The organism is Parafrigoribacterium soli (genome assembly GCF_040227235.1).
In the GTDB taxonomy this organism is placed as follows: Bacteria; Actinomycetota; Actinomycetes; order Actinomycetales; family Microbacteriaceae; genus Parafrigoribacterium_A; species Parafrigoribacterium_A soli.
This window is the reverse complement of record NZ_JBELNZ010000001.1, coordinates 123,839-144,501: the sequence shown is the minus strand read 5'-3', so window position 1 is coordinate 144,501 and position 20,663 is coordinate 123,839. Positions and strand designations below refer to the sequence as shown.

Sequence of the window (20,663 nt, the reverse complement as noted above, 5' to 3'; positions counted from 1 at the left end):
GCTACCGCTGGCAGGGCACAGTTGAATCATGGTCCAGTCAACGCTCTCTTCCTCCGACACCGCCGAGCGTCTGCGCGGAACGGCGTTCGTGCATCTCTCACCGGCGCTCCACGCGAGCTACTCGACCGACGACTTCGCGACGGCGAGCGCGTTCGTCGCCCGCGTCGCCGAAGCGGCGGATGCCATGAACCACCACCCTGAGGTTCGTCTCGGTTATGGTTCGGTCGCCTTCGAGCTCAGCTCGCACGACGCCGGGGGAGTGACCGAGCGCGACGTCGAGCTCGCCACGCGCATCCAGTCCATAGCGGATGAGCTGGGCGCACGTGCGGACAGCGTGCCGACCGCCCGCTACACGATCGCCATCGACACGCTCGACGCCGACCACATCCGGGACTTCTGGCGCGTGGGCATGGGCTACGTCGAGAGCGTGACGGGGGACGAGGTCGAGCTCGTGGATCCCCGCGGCATCGCACCGAAGATCTGGTTTCAGGAGATGGAGCCGCCGCGCCTCGACCGCAACCGCATCCACCTTGACGTGTACGTGCCGACGACGGATGCGCGGGCCCGGGTCGATGCCGTACTCGCGGCGGGCGGCACGCTCATGACCGACGAGTACGCGCCGGAGTGGTGGGTGCTTGCCGACGTCGAGGGCAACGAGCTCTGCATCTGCACCGCCGACTGAGTTCAGCTGAGCCCGGCCGCCGCCATCTGCTCCAGGATGCCGCGGGTCGCGTCCAGATCGCGGGCGCGCGCGCTGTGCGGCGTCGAGTTGATCAGGCCGAAGGTGGCGTGGGCGCGAATGCGCAGCGACTCCGTGTCGGTGTCGGGATGCACCCGACCGAGCACCGCCACCCACAGCTCGACGTACTCGCGCTGCAGCGTTCGCACGGCGTGCTGATCGTCGTCGGCGAGGCTCGCCAGGTCGCGGTCCTGCACGCGAATGACGTCGGGGTTGGCGAGAGCGAACTGCACATGAAATCGGATGAGCGCCCGCAGCGCAGCGCCGTCGTCCGCGGCGTCCTCGACGACCGACAGCCCGCCAGCCACGAGGTCCTCGCTCACCCCGACGAGGAGCGCCGCGAGCACCGCCTGCTTGCTGTCGAAGTGCCGATAGACCGCCGGACCGCTGATGCCCACGGCGGCGCCGAGGTCTTCGAGCGAGACCCTCGCGAAGCCGTTCTCGGCAAAGAGTCGAGCGGCGGCAGACAGCAGGGCCTCGCGGCGATCGGCCTTGGCGCGACCGCGGGGCGTCGTCACGACATCCTCGTTCATGCTGCCCCTCTCCCGAATAGCCGCTCGACGCGGTAGACATTCCAGTTAATCATGACTAACCTAAAAGTCAGTTAGTCACAACTAACCGAAATACGCAATGGTGCGAACAGCACCAACGCCAGAGCGTACCGGTCGAACACCGGTCGCGAGAGTGCCGATCGAGAGTGCTGATGGAGATCCTGAGCAGCCCAGCGGATGCGTCGAGCGACGTCTTCCGCCGCAACGACGAGTCCCAGCGCAGCCTCGTCGCCGAGCTGAGAGAGCGACTCGCGACCGCGGCCCTCGGCGGCCCGGAGCGCTCACGCGAGCGTCACCTCTCGCGCGGAAAGCTCCTCCCGCGCGAACGCATCGACCAGCTGCTCGATACGGGCAGCCCGTTCCTCGAGATCGCCCCGCTTGCCGCGAACGGCATGTACGGCGACGAGTCTCCGGCGGCCGGGGTGATCGCGGGCATCGGTCTCGTGCACGGCAGGCACGTGCTCGTCATCTCGAACGACGCCACGGTCAAGGGTGGCACCTACTTTCCCATGACGGTCAAGAAGCACCTGCGTGCGCAGGAGATTGCCCTCGAGAATCGCCTTCCCTGCATCTACCTCGTCGACTCCGGTGGCGCTTTCCTGCCCATGCAAGACGAGGTCTTCGCCGACCGCGACCACTTCGGACGCATCTTCTACAACCAGGCGCGACTCTCGGCGGCGAAGATCCCGCAGCTCGCCTCGGTCATGGGTTCGTGCACCGCGGGCGGGGCCTACGTGCCCGCGATGAGCGATGAGACCGTCATCGTGCGCGGCCAGGGCACCATCTTTCTCGGCGGTCCGCCGCTGGTGAAGGCCGCGATCGGCGAGGTCGTGACGGCAGAGGAACTGGGCGGCGGCGAACTGCACGCTCGCACCTCCGGCGTCGTCGACCACCTCGCCGAAAACGATCAGCACGCACTTCAGATCCTGCGCGACATCGTCGCGACCCTGCCCGAGCCCGAACGGCCCGTCTGGGACGTGATCGAGAGCCGCGAACCCGCCGCTCCCGAGGGCGAGCTGTACGGCGTCGTGCCCACGGACCTGCAGGCCGCCTACGACGTGCGCGAGGTGATCGCGCGACTGGTCGACGCATCCGAATTCCACGAGTTCAAGCGGGAGTACGGCGCAACCCTCGTGACCGGTTTCGCGAGGCTGCACGGGCATCCGGTGGGCATCGTGGCCAATAACGGCGTGCTGTTCAGCGACTCCGCGCTCAAGGGCGCGCACTTCATCGAACTGTGTGACCAGCGCGGCATCCCGCTGATCTTCCTGCAGAACATCTCGGGCTTCATGGTGGGCCGGGATGCCGAGGCGGGCGGCATCGCCAAGCACGGCGCGAAGATGGTCACCGCCGTCGCCACCACCCGGGTGCCGAAACTCACCGTCGTCATCGGCGGCTCGTTCGGCGCGGGCAACTACTCGATGTGCGGCCGCGCGTATTCGCCGCGCTTCCTCTGGATGTGGCCCGCGAGCCGCGTCTCGGTCATGGGCGGTCCGCAGGCCTCCTCCGTGCTGTCCACCGTCAAGCGCGAGCAACTCGAGGGTCGCGGCGAGGAGTGGTCCGCCGACGACGAGGCGGCGTTCCGCGCGCCGATCACCGAGCAGTTCGAGCGACAGGGAAGCCCCTATTACTCCACGGCGAGGCTCTGGGACGACGGCATCATCGACCCGGCTGACACGCGCACCGTGCTGGGCCTCGCCCTCGACGTGTGCTCCAGGACGCCGCTGCCCGAGACCTCCTTCGGCCTGTTCAGGATGTGACGCGGATGTTCGAGAGAGTCCTCATAGCCAACCGCGGCGAGATCGCCTGCCGCGTCATCCGCACCCTGCGTGACAACGGCATCCGCAGCATCGCCGTCTACAGCGACGCGGATCGCGGAGCCAAACACGTCGCGATGGCCGATGAGGCCGTTCGGATCGGGCCGGCCCCCGCGCACGACAGCTACCTTAACGCCGACGCGATCATCGCCGCGGCACGGGCAAGTGGAGCGCAGGCCATCCATCCCGGGTACGGGTTCCTGTCCGAGAACGCGGAGTTCGCGGAGAAGTGCGCGGCGGCGGGCATCGTCTTCATCGGGCCCGGTGTCACGGCGCTCGGACTCATGGGCGACAAGATCCGCGCGAAGCAGCACGTCTCGAAGGCGGGCGTTCCCGTGATCGAGGACGTTTCCTCGCCCGGCCTCAGCAACGCCGAGCTCGAGGCCGCGGCAATCGGGCTCGGTTTTCCGATCCTGGTGAAGCCGTCGGCGGGGGGCGGTGGCAAGGGGATGGTGCCCGTGCTCGCCGCGACCGAGCTGACCGAGGCGCTCGCGACCGCTCGCCGCATCGCGTCCGCGGCCTTCGGCGACGACACGCTCCTGCTCGAACGACTCGTCACCGCGCCCAGGCACATCGAGGTGCAACTGCTCGCGGACACCCACGGCAACGTCATCCACCTGGGCGAGCGGGAGTGCTCCCTGCAGCGGCGCCACCAGAAGGTCATCGAAGAGGCGCCATCGCCGCTCCTGAGCGCCGAGACGCGGGCACGCATCGGCGAGGCGGCCTGCACGGTCGCCCGCAGCGTCGACTACGTCGGGGCGGGCACGGTCGAGTTCCTGGTCTCCGCGGATGCGCCGGACGAGTTCTTCTTCATGGAGATGAACACCCGGCTGCAGGTGGAGCATCCGGTCACGGAACTCGTCACCGGAGTCGACCTTGTGGAGTGGCAGCTCCGCGTCGCCGCGGGGGAGCGCCTCACCATCACGCAGGACGACGTGACCCTCACCGGTCACGCCATCGAGGCGCGCGTCTACGCCGAGGACCCGGAGAGCGGCTTCCTGCCGAGCACCGGAACCGTCATTGCGCTCGCCGAGGCGCGGGGCGAGGGCGTCCGCGTCGACAGCTCCCTCGTCGCCGGGCTCACCGTCTCTCCGCACTACGACCCGATGCTGGCCAAGGTCATCGCCTGGGGCCCAGACCGCGACGAGGCGCTCACGCGGCTCGACGGCGCTCTCGGCGCCACGACCGTGTTGGGCGTACGCACGAACGTCGAGTACCTGCGCGCTCTTCTCGCCGACCCGGATGTGCGCTCCGGCGACCTGGACACGACCCTCATCGAACGCAGGCTGCCCACTCTCGCCTTTCGGCATCCGGATGTCGCGCTGCTCGCCGTCGCGGCACTGTATCAGGATGCGCAGCCGCACCAGGCCGGGGTCTGGCACACACGCAGCGGGTGGCGGATGGGCGGCACGCCTCGTGCGAGCAGGTTCTGCTTCGCGACCTCGGCCTCCGATCGCGCGGACGTGCTCGTCGCGGGAGCGACGGTCACGATCGACGGCACGGAGCACTCGGCGCGGATCGATGGTGACGGCGGCACCGTGCGCCTCGAACTCGACGGCGTCTCGAGCGCCTGGGCGGTGGCTCGAGAGGGCGACACGCTGTGGCTCGGACAGCGCGGCTTCAGCTGGCCGCTCGGCATCCTGAGCCGTGAGGCGCAGGCCGCCGAGCTGCTCGCGCAGATCGACATGGCCGAGAAGCCGCGGCATCCGGAGGTGCGCTCGCCGATGCCGGGAACCGTCGTCACCGTCTCGGTCGCCGACGGCGACCTCGTCGAGGCGGGGGACACGATCCTCACCGTCGAGGCCATGAAGATGGAGCACAAACTCACGGCGCCGGTCGCCGGGACCGTCAGCATTACAGCCACCCCCGGTGACCTGGTCAAACTCGACCAGTTGCTCGCCAGCATCACCGTTACCAGCGACACAGATACAGAGGAGAAATCATGAGCCACGAGCTCACCCAGAGCCTCAGTTCCGGCCTCACCGAGGACGAGCAGGCTTTGGCCGACATGGTGAAGGACTTCGCCGACACGGTCGTCGCGCCGGCATCGTACGAGGCCGACAAGACCCATCGACTGCCGATGAACATCGTCGCGCAGATGGGCGAGATGGGCCTCTTCGGGCTGCCCGTCTCCGAGGAGTACGGAGGGCAGGGGGGAAGCTTCCTCACCCTGTGCCTCGCCATCGAGGCGATCGCCAGGGTCGACCAGTCGCTCGCGATCACGCTCGAGGCGGCGGTCGGTCTCGGCATCCTCCCTCTCTATCGGCACGGAACAGACGAGCAGAAGGCCAGGTGGCTTCCCGACCTCGTGGCAGGCCGCGCGCTTGCGGGCTTCGGTCTCACCGAGGCGGAGGCCGGGTCGGATGCCGGCGGCACGCGCACCACGGCGAGGCTCGACGGCGACGAGTGGGTGATCAACGGCAGCAAGCAGTTCATCACGAACTCCGGCACGCCGATCTCGAGCTTTGTCTCCGTGGCGGCGGTCACCGGCGAACGCACGCGCGCCGATGGCAGCGTCGCCAAGGAGATCTCGACGATCATCGTCCCGCACGGCACCCCCGGCTTCACCGTCGAACCCGCCTACGACAAGGTCGGCTGGCGGGCCTCGGACACGCATCCGCTGACCTTCGACGAGGTGCGCGTGCCCGCGGCAAACCTTCTCGGGGAACGCGGCCGCGGCTTCGCCAACTTCCTCGAGGCGCTCGACGAGGGTCGCGTCGCGATCGCCGCGCTCGCGACCGGGGCCGCGGAGGGCTGCCTCAACGAGGCCATCGCCTACGCGAAGTCGCGGGTCGTCTTCGGCGTGCCCATCGCATCCCATCAGTACATCGCCTTCACGATCGCGAAGATGCGCGCGCGGGTCTACACCTCACGCCTGGCCTGGTATGACGCGGCGCGGCGCTGCGACGCGGGCCTGCCGTTCAAGGCCGAGGCCGCGATGGCGAAGCTCGTCGCGAGCGACGCCGCGATGCAGAATGCGCGGGATGCGACGCAGATCTTCGGCGGCTACGGCTTCATGAACGAGAGCCTCGTCGGCCGCCACTACCGAGACTCGAAGATCCTGGAGATCGGCGAGGGCACCAACGAGGTACAGCTCATGGTCATCGCACGATCGCTCGGTCTCGGCGAGACCCACGCGAGCAGAGCGACGAAGGCGAAGTGACATGAACGAGCCCGAAAAGCAGAACGAACCCGAAAAGCAGAACGAACCCGAAAAGCAGAACGACAACGAGAAGACGGATGCGGTGCGCGAGGTCGTGCAGCGCGGCCTCTGGTTCGAGGAGCTGGAACCCGGAGTGCGCTACCTGCACCGCCCGGGCCGCACCGTGACCGAGGCGGACAATGTGCTGTTCTCTACCCTCACCATGAACGGGCAGGCGCTGCATCTCGACGCCGCCTGGTCCGAGACGCAGCCATTCGGCCAGCGGCTGATGAACTCCATGTTCACCCTCGCGACGATGGTCGGCAGTTCGGTCGGCCAGCTGACGCAGGGCACGACGGTCGCGAACCTGGGCTTCAGTGAGATCTCCTTTCCGCATCCGCTATTTCACGGCGACACCATGTACTCGGAGTCGACGGTGCTCGAGAAGCGGCTGTCGAAGTCGAGGCCGGGCCAGGGCATCGTCACATTCGAACACCTCGCTCGCAACCAGCACGACGAGCTTGTCGCTCGCGCCGTGCGGTCCGCGCTCATGTGGTGCGCGCCGCAAGCGGAGGCGGAGCGATGACCTTCGAACTCGGCCCCGCCCTGCTGTTCTGCCCCGCCGACCGACCCGACCGCTATGAGAAGGCGGCGGAGCGAGCGGATGCGGTGATCCTCGATCTTGAGGATGCCGTGGGCGCCTCGCGCAAGGCCGCGGCCCGCGACGCGATGATCGCCCACCCGCTCGATCCCGACACCACGATCGTGCGCGTGAACGCCTTCACGTCCGGATACTTCGCCGACGATCTCATGGCCCTCGGGCAGACGGGCTATCGCACGATCATGGTGGCGAAGGCCGAAGAGCCGGAGCAGCTCTCGGGGCTCGACCGCTACAGCGTGATCGCCCTGTGCGAGACCGCGCGCGGCGTGCTCGCGGCGCCCGCGCTCGCCGCGGCCAAGAACGTCGTCGCACTCATGTGGGGCGCAGAGGATCTCGTCGCATCCCTCGGCGGCAACTCCACCAGGTTCGACGATGGCCGCTACCGCCACATCGCAGACCACGCCCGCTCGAGCATCCTCATCGCCGCCGGGGCGTCGAGCAAGGCCGCAATCGACACCGTGCACCTCGACATCGCCGACCTCGACGGGCTCGCCGGGGAGGCCGCGGATGCCGCCGCGGTCGGCTTTGCCGCGACCGCGTGCATCCATCCCGACCAGGTCGCGATCGTCCGAGAGGCGTATCGCCCCACTCCCGCGCAGGTCGCGCTCGCCCGCGAACTACTGGATGCCGCAGCGAGCCAGCGCGGAGTGTTCCGCTTCAGGGGGCAGATGGTCGACGGTCCCGTGCTGCGTCACGCCGAGAAGGTCGTGCAGAGAGGCGAAAGCTGAGCCGGCTCAGATGCGGCCACGGATGCGCTGGCTGAGCGCCGCGGCCGCGTTGACCGTGGCCGCGCCCAGGCGTCGCAGCTGCTGCGCATCGACCGCGGCCCCGCGAAAGGTCAGACCGATGGATGCGGCGGGGTAGCGATTGTGGTCGAGTACCGCGGCCGCGACCGAGGCGTACTCGATCGTGATCTCGCCGTCTTCCACCGCCCAGCCGCGCTCGCGCGACTCGGCGAGGATGGCATCCAGTTGCCCCAGCGTGGTCGGCCCGGGCCCCGCCCGCAGCACAAGGGCACTGGCTGCCGGGTAGAGCGCGCGCAACTGCGCCTCCGGAAGCGCCGACAACATCGACCTACCGGTCGCGGTGAGATGGGAGGGCAGCCTCACGCCTATCGCCGTGACGACCGCGGGCGCCCGATGCGCGGAGACCTTCGAGGCGTAGACGACGTCGGAGTGGTTGAGGACTCCGAGATGCGCCACGACGGGCATCCGCGTCTCTGCGACGAGCCGCTCGAGCATCGGCTGGGCCAGCCGTGCGAGCGCCTGCGAGCTCAGCACCGAGGAACCCATGTCGGAGATCAGCGGTCCGAGAACGTAGGCCTGATTCTCGGGTGAGTGCAGCAGGAAGCCCTCCTCCTGCAGCACCTTGAGCAGGTGGTAGGTGGTCGACCGTGGCAGGTCGAGGTCGCGGCAGATGGTTGCAGCACGAACGGGGCCGCTATGGCTCGCGAGGTATTTGATGATGCGAAGCGCCTCGCGCGCCGCCGGCACCGAACTCACCGGCGGCCCCCTTTCCATAGTGTCTCGTATCCCAGACACCATATCGCCGAAACGGGCCCGTGCGGGCCGCGCGTGCCGGTCTAATGATGGTGTGGATAACGTCGTCCTTGGCACAGGTGCCCTCCGTTTCGAAGAGGTCGTCGCCGTCGCTCGCCGCGGTGCATCCGTCGCCGTGAGCCAAGAGAGCGTCGTCGCCATGGTCGAGAGCCGCCGCGTCATCGAGGCGCTTGCCGACGACACCGTTCCGCACTACGGGGTGTCCACCGGCTTCGGCGCGCTCGCGACGAAGCAGATCCCCACCGAGCTTCGCGCCCAGTTGCAGCGCTCGCTCGTGCGAAGCCACGCCGCGGGCTCCGGCCCCGAGGTCGAACGCGAGGTCATCCGGGCCCTCCTTCTCTTGCGCCTGTCGACCCTCGCCACCGGCCGCACCGGCGTGCGCCCGCTCGTCGCCGAGACCTACGCCGCGATGCTGAACGCCGGCATCACCCCCGTCGTGTACGAGTACGGCAGCCTCGGCTGCTCGGGTGATCTCGCGCCCCTGGCCCACTGCGCACTCGCGCTCATTGGCGAGGGCGAGGTTCGGGATGCCGACGGCGAGCTGCGACCGGCCGCCGACGCCCTCGCAGCAGCGGGCATCACGCCGGTGGAGCTGCGCGAGAAGGAGGGACTCGCCCTCATCAACGGGACCGATGGCATGCTCGGCATGCTCGTGCTCGCCATTGACGACCTGCGGGCGCTCGTGACCACGGCCGACCTCGCCGCGGCGATGAGCGTCGAGGGACTGACCGGCACCGACGCCGTCTTCGCGGCCGACCTGCAGGCGCTGCGTCCGCATCCGGGGCAGGCGGACTCGGCGGCAAACATGCGCGGCGTGCTCGCGGGTTCCCCGATGATCTCGCACCCGCAGGGATTCACCCGGGTGCAGGACGCGTACTCGCTGCGCTGCGCGCCCCAGGTGCACGGTGCGGTGCGCGACACGATTGACCACGCCGCCACGGTCGCCGCGCGCGAACTGGCATCGGCGATCGACAACCCCGTGGTGACGCCGGATGGCCGGGTCGAGTCCAATGGCAACTTCCATGGCGCCCCGGTCGCCTACGTTCTCGACTTCCTCGCCATCGTTGTGGCCGACCTCGCGAGCATGAGCGAGCGGCGCACCGACCGCTTCCTCGACGCGAACCGCAACCACGGACTGAACGCGTTCCTCGCCGACGACCCCGGCGTCGACTCGGGCCACATGATCGCCCAGTACACGCAGGCCGGCATCGTGAGCGAGCTCAAGCGGCTCGCGGCGCCGGCGAGCGTCGACTCGATCCCGTCCTCCGCCATGCAGGAGGACCACGTGTCGATGGGCTGGAACGCCGCCCGCAAGCTGCGCCGCGCCATCGATGGTCTCGGCCGAGTCATCGCGATCGAACTGCTCACCTCGGCGCGGGCGATGGACCTGCGCGCTCCGGTGCAGCCGTCGTCGGTGTCCGCCGCGGTGCGAGACCGGCTGCGCGAGGAGGTCGAGGGCCCGGGGACCGACCGGTACCTGGCGCCCGAGATCGCTGCCGCACACCGCATGGTGCTGGATGGATCGCTGCTGGCGGCTGCGGCATCCGCGGTGAGAGACGCAGGGGGAGAACTGAGATGAGTGAACCGAGGCCGGTGCGTGCCTTCCGTGGCAGTGAGCTTCACACGCTCGGCTGGCCGCAGGAGGCCGCGCTCAGGATGCTGCAGAACAACCTCGACCCCGAGGTCGCCGAGCATCCGGACGACCTCGTCGTCTACGGCGGCACGGGCAAGGCCGCCCGCAACTGGGAGAGCTTCGACGCGATCACGCGCTCGCTCACCACGCTCAAGGGCGACGAGACCCTGCTCGTGCAGTCGGGCAAGCCCGTCGGCGTCATGCGCACCCACGAGTGGGCACCGCGCGTGCTCATCGCAAACTCGAACCTCGTCGGCGACTGGGCCAACTGGGACGAGTTCCGCAGACTCGACCAGCTCGGCCTCACCATGTACGGGCAGATGACCGCGGGATCCTGGATCTACATCGGCACCCAGGGCATCCTGCAGGGCACCTACGAGACCTTCTCCGCGGTGGCCACCAAGCGGTTCGGCGGTAGCCTCGCCGGCACGATCACCCTCACCGGCGGCCTCGGCGGCATGGGCGGCGCGCAGCCGCTCGCCGTCACGATGAACGACGGCGTCGCGATCTGCGTGGATGTCGACCAGAGTCGCATAGACCGCCGCATTGAGCACCGCTATCTCGACGTCGAGGCGACGTCCCTCGAGCACGTGCTAGAGCTCGCCTACGCTGCTCGCGATCGCAAGGAGGCCCTCTCGATCGGCCTGCTCGGCAACGCGGCGGACGTGTTCCCGCGGATGCTCGCGAGCGGCGCGGAGATCGACATCGTCACCGACCAGACGAGCGCCCACGACCCTCTCGCCTACCTGCCACTCGGCATCGCCTTCGAGGACTGGCACTCGGCGCGCGAGGCCGATCCGACCGGATTTGCCGAGCGGTCCCGCTCGTCGATGGCGGTGCAGGTGGAGGCGATGGTCGGCTTCCAGGATGCCGGTGCCGAGGTTTTCGACTACGGCAACAACATCCGCACGGAGGCCAAGACCGCGGGCTTCGAGCGGGCCTTCGCGTTCCCCGGCTTCGTTCCCGCGTACATCCGCCCCCTCTTCTCCGAGGGTAAGGGACCGTTCCGCTGGGCCGCACTCAGCGGCGACCCCGAGGACATCTACGCGACCGATCGCGCCATTCTCGAGCTGTTCCCCGAGAACCAGTCGCTCGCCAAGTGGATCAGGATGGCGCGCGAGCGTGTGCACTTCCAGGGCCTGCCCGCGCGCATCTGCTGGCTCGGCTACGGCGAGCGCGACCGCGCCGGGCTGAAGTTCAACGAGATGGTCGCCTCGGGCGAGCTGAAGGCACCTATCGTCATTGGCCGCGACCACCTCGACTCCGGCTCCGTCGCCTCGCCCTACCGGGAGACCGAGGCGATGAAGGACGGTTCGGATGCGATCGCAGACTGGCCGCTGCTCAACGCCCTCGTCAACGCCTCGTCCGGCGCCACCTGGGTCTCCATCCATCACGGGGGAGGGGTGGGCATCGGGCGCTCCATTCACGCGGGCCAGGTGACTATCGCGGATGGTACGCCGCTCGCCGCCGAGAAGCTCGCCCGGGTGCTCAGCAACGACCCGGGAATGGGCGTCATCAGGCACGCGGATGCGGGCTACGACGAGGCGATCGAGGTGGCAGACCGCCTCGGCGTGCGCATCCCGATGCGCGAGGGGGAGCGGTGACGCTCTCCCACGATCCGCTCTGGCCCCGCGCGGGCGACTGGCCGCCTACGTTCCCTGAGCCTGTCGAAGGGCGCCGCGATCTGGCCCTCATCGGCATCCCCACCTGGCGCACTTCACTGACCCCGGGCGGAACAGGCTCCACTCCGGCCGCGGTCCGCGAGGCGCTCCGCTACTACAACGAGTCTCGATCGCCCGACCGGTCCGCGACGTCATCCGCACCGCAGAGCCCCCTCGTGGCGGCGGACTGGGGAGACGTCACCGATCCCGATGGTCCCGAGGGTGAGGCGCGTGCAATCGCGGCCGTGCGCGCAGCCGCGGCGACCGCTAGGCTCCTCGTCGCCGTCGGCGGAGACAACGCCGCCACCGTCCCGGCCGCGCTCGGCACCTGGGGAGAGCGCCTCGCCACGGCGGGCCTCGTCACCGTCGACGCCCATCACGATCTCCGGGACGGCATCAGCAATGGCTCACCGGTGCGCAGGCTCGTGGAGGCGGGCCTCGACGGAAGGCGCATCGTCCAGATCGGCATCGCGGATTTCGCCAACTCCGCCGAGTATGCCGCCCGCGCCGCCGACTACGGCATCACCGTGATCCACCGGGACGAGCTCAGCCGCAGGCCGATGGCCGACGTGATGGCAGAGGCGCTCGAGATCGCGGGTGCCGCCGGCGGCCCGATCCATGTCGATCTCGACGTGGATGTCTGCGACCGCTCCGTCGTGCCCGCCTGCCCCGCGGCCGTCCCCGGCGGCATCTCCGCCTATGAGCTTCGCAGCGCCGCGAGAGTCGCAGGAGCGCATCCGGCAGTCGAGTCCGTGGACCTCACCGAGGTCGACGCGTCCAAAGACTGTGCTGATGGCCGCACGGTCAGGCTCGTGGCGCTGTGCGTGCTCGAACTCGCCGCTGCAGTGAGGGAACGCCGGTGACCACGACCCTCATCGACAACATCGGCCTGCTCGTCACGAACAACCCCGCCGTCGGCCCCCTCACGGCAGAGCGGCGCGATGCGGCGATCGTCATCGAGAACGGCCGCATCGCCTGGCTCGGCGACGCGCGCGATGCCCCGGATGCCGACAGCAGAACCGACGCCGGTGGCCGCTGCGTCATCCCCGGCTTCGTCGACAGCCACAGCCATGCCGTCTTCGCGGGCGAGCGGTCGGAGGAGTTCGAGCAGCGGATGGCCGGCCACTCCTACGGCGCCGGCGGCATCCGCAGCACGGTCGCGGCGACCCGCGCCGCGAGCGACGAGGCCCTGCTCGCCGGTGGACGCCGGCTCCTCGCCGAGATGCGCGCTCAGGGAACCACCACCGTGGAGATCAAGAGCGGCTACGGGCTCACCGTCGCCGAGGAGGAGCGCCAGCTCCGAATCGCGCGGCAGCTCACGAGCGAGACCACCTTTCTGGGCGCTCACGTCGTGCCACCCGAGTTCGCGGGGGACCCGGCCGGGTATGTCGACCTCGTCACTGGGCCCATGCTCGCCGCGTGTGCACCACACGCGCGCTGGATCGACGCGTTCTGTGAGGGTGGTGCCTTCGACGTCGACCAGGCCAGGGCCATCCTCGTCGCGGGCGTGGCGAAGGGCCTCGGTGCGCGTCTGCACGCCGGCCAGCTGACCGTCTCCGGCGGCGTACAGCTCGCGGTCGAGCTCCAAGCCGCCAGCGTCGACCACTGCACCTTCCTGAGCGATGGTGACGTCGACGCACTCGCCTCGGGCTGCACTGTCGCCACGGCGCTGCCAGGAGCCGAATTCTCCACCAGGCAGCGCTACCTGGATGCGCGCAGGCTCCTCGATGCGGGCGTCACCATGGCCATCGCCACCGATTGCAACCCCGGCTCCAGCTACACGACCTCGATGCCGTTCTGCATCGCGGTCGCCGTGCGGAACATGCGGATGAGCCCCGCGGAGGCCCTCTGGGCGGCCACGGCGGGCGGCGCCGCTGCGCTGCGCAGAACCGACATCGGCGTCCTCGCGGTGGGCAAACGAGCCGACCTGGCCATCCTCGATGCGCCGAGCTACGTACACCTGGCCTATCGTCCCGGAGTGCCGCTTGTGCGGGCCGTGATCTCTTCCGACGATGCTTCGCTCGAAGCCGTCTCCTCACCCGATTCACCACGAGAGAGCGAGGACGTCACACCGCAGTGATCATTTCGAAGACATTACCTCGCGGCCGAGTGCACGACAGGCAGTGAAGCCGCGGGGTAGTATCGGGTCACCATTCGCGAAGAGCCGGTCTGCAGGTTTGCGGACTCGCCGCGTTACAGCATGGAAGGCAGGATCGAATTACATGAACAAACGAATTATGGCTGGCCTGGCCGTGGCCGCCACCCTGGGAATGTTGATGACGGGTTGTGCAAACCAGCCCTCATCGACCGGCAACGGTGGCACGACGACCAAGAAGGTCGACCTCCCGGTCGTCACCTCGGTTCCGGTTCCCGCCAACGCGGTGCTCCCGGCGGGCGACGGCAAGGCAACCTGCGACTCGGGCACCACGCTCGGCTACATCGGCGCAGAAACCGGACCGAACGCTCAGCTCGGTATCAACATCTACAACGGCATCCAGCTGGCCATCGACCAGCACAACAAGGCGAACGCCGGATGCCAGGTGCAGTTCACCAAGTTCGACACCGAGGGTTCGCCCGACAAGGCGACCGGTCCGGTGACGCAGGCGGTCAACACGCCGGCCATCATTGGTGTGGTTGGACTTCCGTTCTCGGGCGAGTCGAAGGCGACTGGCAACATCTTCGAGCAGAAGGGTCTCGTTCACATCACGCCGTCCGCGACCAACCCGTCGCTGACCGAGAACGGCTGGAAGACCTTCTTCCGCGGCCTCGGCAACGACAGCCAGCAAGGTCCCGCCGCCGGTGACTTCGTCACCTCGAAGCTGAAGGCCGACAAGGTCTACCTGGTTCAGGACGACTCGGAGTACGGCATCGGCCTCGGCGACGCGACCAGTGCGGCGCTCGGCAAGACGCAGGTCGGCAGTGACAAGGTCATCACCGGCCAGAAGGACTTCTCAGCGGTGATCTCCAAGATCATCAACTCGAAGGCCGACGCCGTGTACTACGCCGGCTACTACGCCGAAGCGGCTCCGTTCGACCAGCAGCTGGTCAGCAAGGGCTTCAAGGGTGCTTTCGTCGGCCCGGATGGCGTGAAGGACGACCAGTTCATCAAGCAGGCCGGTGACGCGTCTGAGAACGCGTACTTCACCTGCCCGTGCATCCCGGGCGAGTTGATCCCCGACTTCGAGACCGCGTACAAGGCAGCGTTCAACGCCGACCCCGGTACGTACTCGATCGAGGGTTACGACGCCGCAACCGTGCTGCTCTCGGGCATCGACAAGGGCAAGACCACCCGCGCCGACCTGCTGAGCTACGTCAAGTCCTACGACGCCGACGGCCTCAGCAAGCACTACAAGTGGAACGACAAGGGCGAGCTCGCGAAGCCCGCGGTCTACGGTTACAAGGTTGACAGCGGAAAGATCGTCTTCATCGGACAGATCGGTTAGTTGATCACCATGTGAGTGTCGTGGGGCAGGTCACCAAGATCCTGCCCCACGACACTCGCGCGTGTACCCCCTCATAGACACCAGCCTCGTTCAGCGACGAACCCGGCTTCCCGGATCAGGACGCCCATGCTCCCTCTGCTGCTTTCCCATCTGCCCCTCGACGACTCGACCTGGATCACCTTCGACATACCGTCGTTCATCCAGAACTTCTGGAGCGCCACCTTTGACGGCCTCACCTTCGGAGCGATCTACGGGCTCGTAGCGCTCGGTTACACGCTCGTCTACGGCGTGCTCAACCTCATCAACTTCGCACACTCAGAGGTGTTCATCCTCGGTTGCTACGGTGTGGTCTTCACCCTCACCTCCCTGGGCTTCGGTCCCTCGAACCCCACGATCTCCGGCTGGGCCATCCTCGGCGACGTGCTGCTGGCGCTCATCGTCGGCATGCTCTGTTCGGCGTTGACCGCATACGGCCTGGAGCGGCTCGCCTACCGTCCGCTGCGCAAACGCAATCCTCCGCGACTCGCGTTCCTGATCACGGCCATCGGCGCATCCTTCGCCATCCAGTACACGATCTTCGTCGTCCGCGGCGCGAATCCCGAGCCGGCCGTGACGATGTTCCAGCCGGTTCCCGTCTTCGACGTCTTCGGCACCATCGTCGACAGCCAGCAGATCATCATCGTTGTCGCGGCCGTCATCATGATGGTCGGTGCAGACCAGTTCATCCGCCGCTCGCGCATCGGCCGCGGCATCCGCGCCGTCGCGCAAGACCCGGATACCGCGACGCTCATGGGCGTCAACAAGGAGCGCATCATCGTGATCACCTTCGTGATCGGTGGCCTCCTCGCCGGCGCGGCCGCGCTGTTCTACGTCATGAAGATCCCCTCCGGCGTCTTCTACACCGGCGGATTCATCCTCGGTATCAAGGCCTTCGCGGCCGCGGTGCTCGGCGGCATCGGCAACGTGCGAGGAGCACTCCTCGGCGGCCTGCTGCTCGGCCTGATCGGCAACTACGGCCAGATCCTGCTCGGCAATTCGCAGTGGACGGATGTCGTCGCCTTCATCGTGCTGGTGGTGGTTCTCATCGTGAAGCCCACCGGCATACTCGGAACCTCACTGGAGAGGAGCAGGGCATGAGCACCGTCGACGGACCTACCCTGATGCCCGACGCCGAATCCGCGAAGGACGCGATCGACCGCGAGACCGACAGGGGCAAGAAGCGCGGCAACCGCCCGCAGCCCGTGCGTGACTGGTGGAACAGGCTTCCGCGCGTTCAGCAGTGGGCCTACCTCGTGATCGTCGTCGTGCTTGCCTACCTGCTCCCGGTGGTGAACCCACCCTTCATCACCACCGAGCCCGGCACCGACTGGCCGATCGCCTGTCTGCAAATGGCGGTGTTCGCCCTCGCCGCCGTCGGCCTCAACGTCGTGGTCGGCTACGCCGGACTGCTCGACCTCGGCTACGTCGCTTTCTACGCGGTCGGGGCTTACACCGCGGCGATGCTGACGAGTCCCGACTCACCGTTCCTGCACATCCCGTACCTCTGGACCATCCCCGTGGCGATGGCCGTGACAATGTTCTTCGGCGTGCTGCTCGGTACTCCTACCCTGCGGCTGCGCGGTGACTACCTCGCCATCGTGACCCTCGGATTCGGGGAGATCGTGCGCATCCTCGCCACCATCATCCCGGCGATGAAGGGGCAGCCCGGATTCCAGAACATCGGCCACCCGCCGGGAACCGGCGCCAATGGTGTTCCCGTGTTCTCGAACTCCAACGGCACGCCCTGGTACTGGCTCACGCTGACGATCATCATCATCGTGCTGCTGCTCGCGGGAAACCTGGAGCGCAGCCGAGTCGGTCGTGCCTGGGTCGCCATCCGTGAGGATGAGGACGCCGCCGAAATCATGGGCGTTCCCGTCTTCAAGTACAAGGTCTGGGCCTTCGCGATCGGCGCGGGCGTCGGCGGACTCTCCGGCGCCCTCTACGCGGGTTCGCAGGGCTTCGTGAACAACCAGAAGTTCGACGTCGTGACCTCGATCCTGTTCCTCGCCGCGGTCATCCTCGGCGGTTCGGGCAACAAGGTCGGTGCGATCATCGGAGCGGTGCTCGTCGTGTACATCCCGCTGCGCTTCATCGAGATCGCGCCGTACAAGTACCTCATCTTCGGTCTCGCGCTCGTGGTGCTCATGATCTTCCGCCCCCAGGGACTTCTTCCCGCGCGCCAGCGATTGCTCGCCTACGGCAGGCTCGCGTACAACAAACTGGGCGGTCGAGCGACGGACAGTCCGGGCTCGCCCGGGCAGAGTCAGCTCGATGAAAAGGGAGGTGCGGAATGAGTGACGACGCTCGCGAGTCAGAGTACGACGACGATCCCGCCGCTGTCGTTGCCGCGTTGCACATCGACGAGGAGGTAGCCGAGGGCGCCGCCCCCGAGCGCGACATCGCCGTCGAAGTCGGCGAGAACCTCATCGAGGTGCAGAACCTCACCGTGAAGTTCGGCGGCCTGGTCGCGCTCGACGACGTGACATTCACGATCAAGCGTGGCGAGATCCTCGGCCTGATCGGCCCGAACGGCGCGGGAAAGACCACGTGCTTCAACGCCATGACCGGCGTCTACAAGCCCACGAGCGGCAAGGTGCTGCTCGAGGGCGCAGACATCGGGGGCAGGAAGCGCCACCACATCACTCGCCTCGGCCTCGCCAGGACGTTCCAGAACATCCGCCTGTTCGGCGAGATGACGGCGCTCGAGAACGTCGTTGTCGGTCTGGATGCCAGACACAGGACGAGCGTCGTCGGTGCCCTGCTGAGGCTGCCGCGGCACACGCGCGAGGAGAAGTCCTCCATCGAGCGCGGCATGGCACTGCTCGAGTTCGTCGGCATCGCGGATGACGCGGCGAAGCTCTCGCGAAACCTCTCCTACGGTCACCAGCGGCGCCTCGAGATCGCCAGGGCACTCGCGACCGACCCGAAGGTGCTCTGCCTCGACGAACCCGCCGCTGGTTTCAACCCGGCCGAGAAGGAAGAGCTCATGACGCTCATCCGGGCCATCAGGGACGACGGCTACACCGTGCTTCTCATCGAACACGACATGAAGCTCGTCATGGGCGTGACCGACCGCATCGTGGTGTTGGAGTTCGGCAAGAAGCTCGCCGACGGCCTGCCAGCCGACATTCGTAACGACCCTCGGGTCATTGCCGCCTACCTCGGGGAGCCAGAAGATGACGTTGCTTGAACTGAAGAATGTCAGCGTCAGCTACGGGCGCATCGAAGCGATCCACGACATGTCCTTCTCCGTGGAGAAGGGCGAGATCGTCTCGCTCATCGGTGCGAACGGTGCGGGCAAGACGACGACGATGAAGACCATCTCCGGCCTGCTGAACCCGAGGAGTGGGTCGATCACCTTCGATGGTGAAGACATTACGAAGGTGAAGGCGCACATCCGCGTTGTTCGAGGCATCTCGCAGGCGCCGGAAGGGCGCGGAATCTTCCCCGGCATGACCGTGATGGAGAACCTCGACATGGGAGCCTTCGGCCGCAAGGACCGCAGTTCCATGGCGGACGACTTCGACCGCGTGTTCTCGCTGTTCCCTCGGCTCGCCGAGCGCAAGACGCAGCAGGGCGGCACCATGTCGGGCGGCGAGCAGCAGATGCTCGCCATCGGACGCGCCCTCATGTCGCACCCGCGACTCCTGCTGCTCGATGAGCCGTCGATGGGTCTCGCCCCTCAGTTCATCAGACAGATCTTCAAGATCATCTCGGAGATCAACGAGCAGGGCACAACGATCCTCCTGGTCGAGCAGAATGCCAACCAGGCACTCGCTCGCGCCCACCGCGCCTTCGTGCTGGAGACCGGCACGATCACACACAGCGGCACCGGCAGGGAGCTCATGTCGAACCCCGCGATCAAGGAGGCTTATCTCGGTGTGGGGTAGGTGGGCCCAGTGGCGAGGCACGAGCGTATCGAAACCCAGGAACGCGCTACTCCTCGAAGGTGTTCACCATGAGGTGCGCGGCCCGGTCGAGGTAGTTCCACAGGGTCTCGTCGTCGAGCGGTGAGAGCTCCAGCTGGTCCAGTGCGACGCGCATGTGCGCGAGCCAGCGGTCCCGGGCATCCGGGTTCACCTTGAATGCCTGGTGCCGCATCCGCAGTCGCGGGTGGCCGCGGGTCTCGCTGTAGGTTGTCGGTCCGCCCCAGTATTGCTCGAGGAACCCGGTGAGCCGCTGGATCGCCCCCTCGAGATCGGGCTGCTCCGGGTACATCGGCATGAGCACCTCGTCGTCGCGCACGCCGTCGTAGAAGAGCCGCACAAGTTTCTCGAATGCGGCACGGCCACCGACGCGCAGGTAGAACGCGCCCTGCCCGTCATCCGTGCGTGGCTGGAAGGCGTCGCTCATTTCTTGCCCTTCTGGGTCGGCGCGTGCGGAGCCTCGTTCGCGACCGGCAGCGGCCTCGTCTTCGGCGGCCGAGCGCCGGCCACAGACGCCGCGCCTTCGAAGCCGGCGAGCACCGGGGTGCTGAGCCCTGGCAGGTGCACGCCCATGGCGTCGAGGTTCTTCTTCAGGCGGATGCGCAGCTCCCTCGCCACGTCGTCCTTCGAGCTCGAGCGGGTCTTGATCGCCAGCCGGATAACGAGGGCGTCGGCCGAGATCGACTCCAGCCCCCAGATCTCCGGCTTCTCGACAATGCGGCTGCGCCACTTCGTCGTCTGCGCGAGCTCCTGTGCGGTCGCGAGGATGCGCTCCTGCACGGCGTCGACATCCACCTCGTACGGAACGCTGAGGTCGACGATCACTCGGGCCCAGCCCTGCGACATGTTGCCGACCCGCAGGATCTCGCCGTTGCGTACGAACCACAGGGTGCCGTTCACGTCCCGCACCTGGGTGATGCGGATGCCGACGGATTCGACGATGCCCGTGGCGGGGCCGAGGTCGACGACGTCTCCCACGCCGAGCTGGTCTTCGACCACCATGAACAGGCCGTTGAGCACGTCCTTGACGATGTTCTGTGCCCCGAAGCCGAGTCCAGCACCGAGCGCGGCGGTGAGCAGTGCGAACGAGCCGAGAATCGTGGTATCGATCGCGTTGACGATGAGCAGCACGGCAACGATGAACAGGATGATGTTGACGATGTTGCCGAGAACGGAACCGAGCGTGCGGGTGCGCTGCACGAGGCGCACGGCCGCGAGAGGCGAGACCAGGAGCGCCTGGGTGTCTTCGGCGCCCTGCTTCTTCTTGACACCGCTCACGATGCGGTTGACGATCGCGCGCAGCACGAAGTGCAGCAACCAGCGCAGCAGCAGCGTGATGACGACGATCAGGATGACGGCGAAGAGCTTCGTCCACAGCGGGGTGGAGAAGAAGCCGACGATCGCGGCCCAGATCGCGGTCCAGCTCATCTAGCGCTCGCTTTCGTTCACGCTCCCCAGTCTATTCTCGAGCGCGTCGGCCACCCTGGCA

Annotated in this window: 19 protein-coding genes; 15 read left to right on the top strand and 4 right to left on the bottom strand. The window is 67.6% G+C overall.

All coding sequences use genetic code 11. The annotated features are described in order from the left end of the window. Positions 1-28 precede the first annotated feature (28 nt). Positions 29-682: a 4a-hydroxytetrahydrobiopterin dehydratase gene (locus tag ABUA37_RS00675; protein ID WP_349897176.1), complete on the top strand. Its 654-nt coding sequence runs from the start codon at positions 29-31 to the stop codon at positions 680-682. A gap of 2 nt (positions 683-684) precedes the next feature. On the opposite strand, the gene ABUA37_RS00670 is transcribed toward ABUA37_RS00675, so the two are convergent. Then, entirely contained in the window at positions 685-1,272 is a 588-nt protein-coding gene (locus tag ABUA37_RS00670; protein WP_349897175.1) for an SACE_7040 family transcriptional regulator, read from the bottom strand. A 170-nt stretch (positions 1,273-1,442) separates the two neighbouring features. Here ABUA37_RS00670 and ABUA37_RS00665 point away from each other — a divergent pair, with 170 nt between their 5' ends. The 5 genes from ABUA37_RS00665 (at position 1,443) to ABUA37_RS00645 (ending at position 7,638) form a co-directional block, all read left to right on the top strand. Continuing rightward, a complete protein-coding gene (locus ABUA37_RS00665; protein WP_349897174.1) occupies positions 1,443-3,050 on the top strand; it encodes a carboxyl transferase domain-containing protein in 1,608 nt (535 codons plus the stop codon). A gap of 5 nt (positions 3,051-3,055) precedes the next feature. Next, positions 3,056-5,053: an acetyl/propionyl/methylcrotonyl-CoA carboxylase subunit alpha gene (locus ABUA37_RS00660; protein ID WP_349897173.1), complete on the top strand. Its 1,998-nt coding sequence runs from the start codon at positions 3,056-3,058 to the stop codon at positions 5,051-5,053. Next, positions 5,050-6,270: an acyl-CoA dehydrogenase family protein gene (locus ABUA37_RS00655; RefSeq protein WP_349897172.1), complete on the top strand. Its 1,221-nt coding sequence runs from the start codon at positions 5,050-5,052 to the stop codon at positions 6,268-6,270. Before ABUA37_RS00660 ends, ABUA37_RS00655 begins: the two co-directional genes overlap by 4 nt. A gap of 82 nt (positions 6,271-6,352) precedes the next feature. After that, complete coding sequence (locus ABUA37_RS00650) at positions 6,353-6,835, top strand: MaoC family dehydratase (protein WP_349897867.1); 483 nt, start codon at positions 6,353-6,355, stop codon at positions 6,833-6,835. After that, a complete protein-coding gene (locus ABUA37_RS00645) occupies positions 6,832-7,638 on the top strand; it encodes an HpcH/HpaI aldolase/citrate lyase family protein (RefSeq protein ID WP_349897171.1) in 807 nt (268 codons plus the stop codon). The genes ABUA37_RS00650 and ABUA37_RS00645 overlap by 4 nt, the downstream gene beginning before the upstream one ends. 6 nt (positions 7,639-7,644) lie before the next feature. On the opposite strand, the gene ABUA37_RS00640 is transcribed toward ABUA37_RS00645, so the two are convergent. Then, positions 7,645-8,412, bottom strand: coding sequence for an IclR family transcriptional regulator (locus ABUA37_RS00640; protein WP_349897170.1), 768 nt, complete (start codon positions 8,410-8,412; stop codon positions 7,645-7,647). On the opposite strand from ABUA37_RS00640, the gene hutH reads away from it, so the two are divergent. The 9 genes from hutH (at position 8,375) to ABUA37_RS00595 (ending at position 19,138) form a co-directional block, all read left to right on the top strand. After that, a complete protein-coding gene (gene hutH / locus ABUA37_RS00635) occupies positions 8,375-10,048 on the top strand; it encodes a histidine ammonia-lyase (RefSeq protein WP_407075338.1) in 1,674 nt (557 codons plus the stop codon). The genes ABUA37_RS00640 and hutH overlap by 38 nt on opposite strands. Continuing rightward, complete coding sequence (gene hutU, locus ABUA37_RS00630; protein ID WP_349897168.1) at positions 10,045-11,706, top strand: urocanate hydratase; 1,662 nt, start codon at positions 10,045-10,047, stop codon at positions 11,704-11,706. The genes hutH and hutU overlap by 4 nt, the downstream gene beginning before the upstream one ends. Next, complete coding sequence (locus ABUA37_RS00625; RefSeq protein ID WP_349897167.1) at positions 11,703-12,626, top strand: arginase family protein; 924 nt, start codon at positions 11,703-11,705, stop codon at positions 12,624-12,626. The genes hutU and ABUA37_RS00625 overlap by 4 nt, the downstream gene beginning before the upstream one ends. Further along, positions 12,623-13,843, top strand: coding sequence for an imidazolonepropionase (gene hutI / locus ABUA37_RS00620; protein WP_349897166.1), 1,221 nt, complete (start codon positions 12,623-12,625; stop codon positions 13,841-13,843). The genes ABUA37_RS00625 and hutI overlap by 4 nt, the downstream gene beginning before the upstream one ends. A 142-nt stretch (positions 13,844-13,985) precedes the next feature. Further along, positions 13,986-15,206, top strand: coding sequence for a branched-chain amino acid ABC transporter substrate-binding protein (locus ABUA37_RS00615; protein WP_349897165.1), 1,221 nt, complete (start codon positions 13,986-13,988; stop codon positions 15,204-15,206). A 126-nt stretch (positions 15,207-15,332) separates the two neighbouring features. Next, on the top strand, positions 15,333-16,343 hold the full coding sequence (locus ABUA37_RS00610; protein ID WP_349897164.1) for a branched-chain amino acid ABC transporter permease: 1,011 nt from the start codon (positions 15,333-15,335) through the stop codon (positions 16,341-16,343). Next, positions 16,340-17,542 (top strand): branched-chain amino acid ABC transporter permease, encoded by a 1,203-nt coding sequence (locus tag ABUA37_RS00605; RefSeq protein WP_349897163.1) that lies wholly within the window; start codon positions 16,340-16,342, stop codon positions 17,540-17,542. Before ABUA37_RS00610 ends, ABUA37_RS00605 begins: the two co-directional genes overlap by 4 nt. Continuing rightward, positions 17,539-18,438, top strand: a complete 900-nt coding sequence (locus tag ABUA37_RS00600; protein ID WP_349897162.1) for an ABC transporter ATP-binding protein — start codon at positions 17,539-17,541, stop codon at positions 18,436-18,438. Before ABUA37_RS00605 ends, ABUA37_RS00600 begins: the two co-directional genes overlap by 4 nt. Continuing rightward, on the top strand, positions 18,425-19,138 hold the full coding sequence (locus ABUA37_RS00595; protein ID WP_349897161.1) for an ABC transporter ATP-binding protein: 714 nt from the start codon (positions 18,425-18,427) through the stop codon (positions 19,136-19,138). Before ABUA37_RS00600 ends, ABUA37_RS00595 begins: the two co-directional genes overlap by 14 nt. 46 nt (positions 19,139-19,184) lie before the next feature. Here ABUA37_RS00595 and ABUA37_RS00590 read toward each other — a convergent pair whose 3' ends face one another. Continuing rightward, positions 19,185-19,601 carry a globin gene (locus ABUA37_RS00590; protein ID WP_349897160.1) on the bottom strand — a complete coding sequence of 139 codons (417 nt, stop codon included), beginning with the start codon at positions 19,599-19,601 and terminating at the stop codon, positions 19,185-19,187. Next, positions 19,598-20,602, bottom strand: coding sequence for a mechanosensitive ion channel family protein (locus ABUA37_RS00585; RefSeq protein WP_349897159.1), 1,005 nt, complete (start codon positions 20,600-20,602; stop codon positions 19,598-19,600). The genes ABUA37_RS00590 and ABUA37_RS00585 overlap by 4 nt, the downstream gene beginning before the upstream one ends. Positions 20,603-20,663 lie beyond the last annotated feature (61 nt).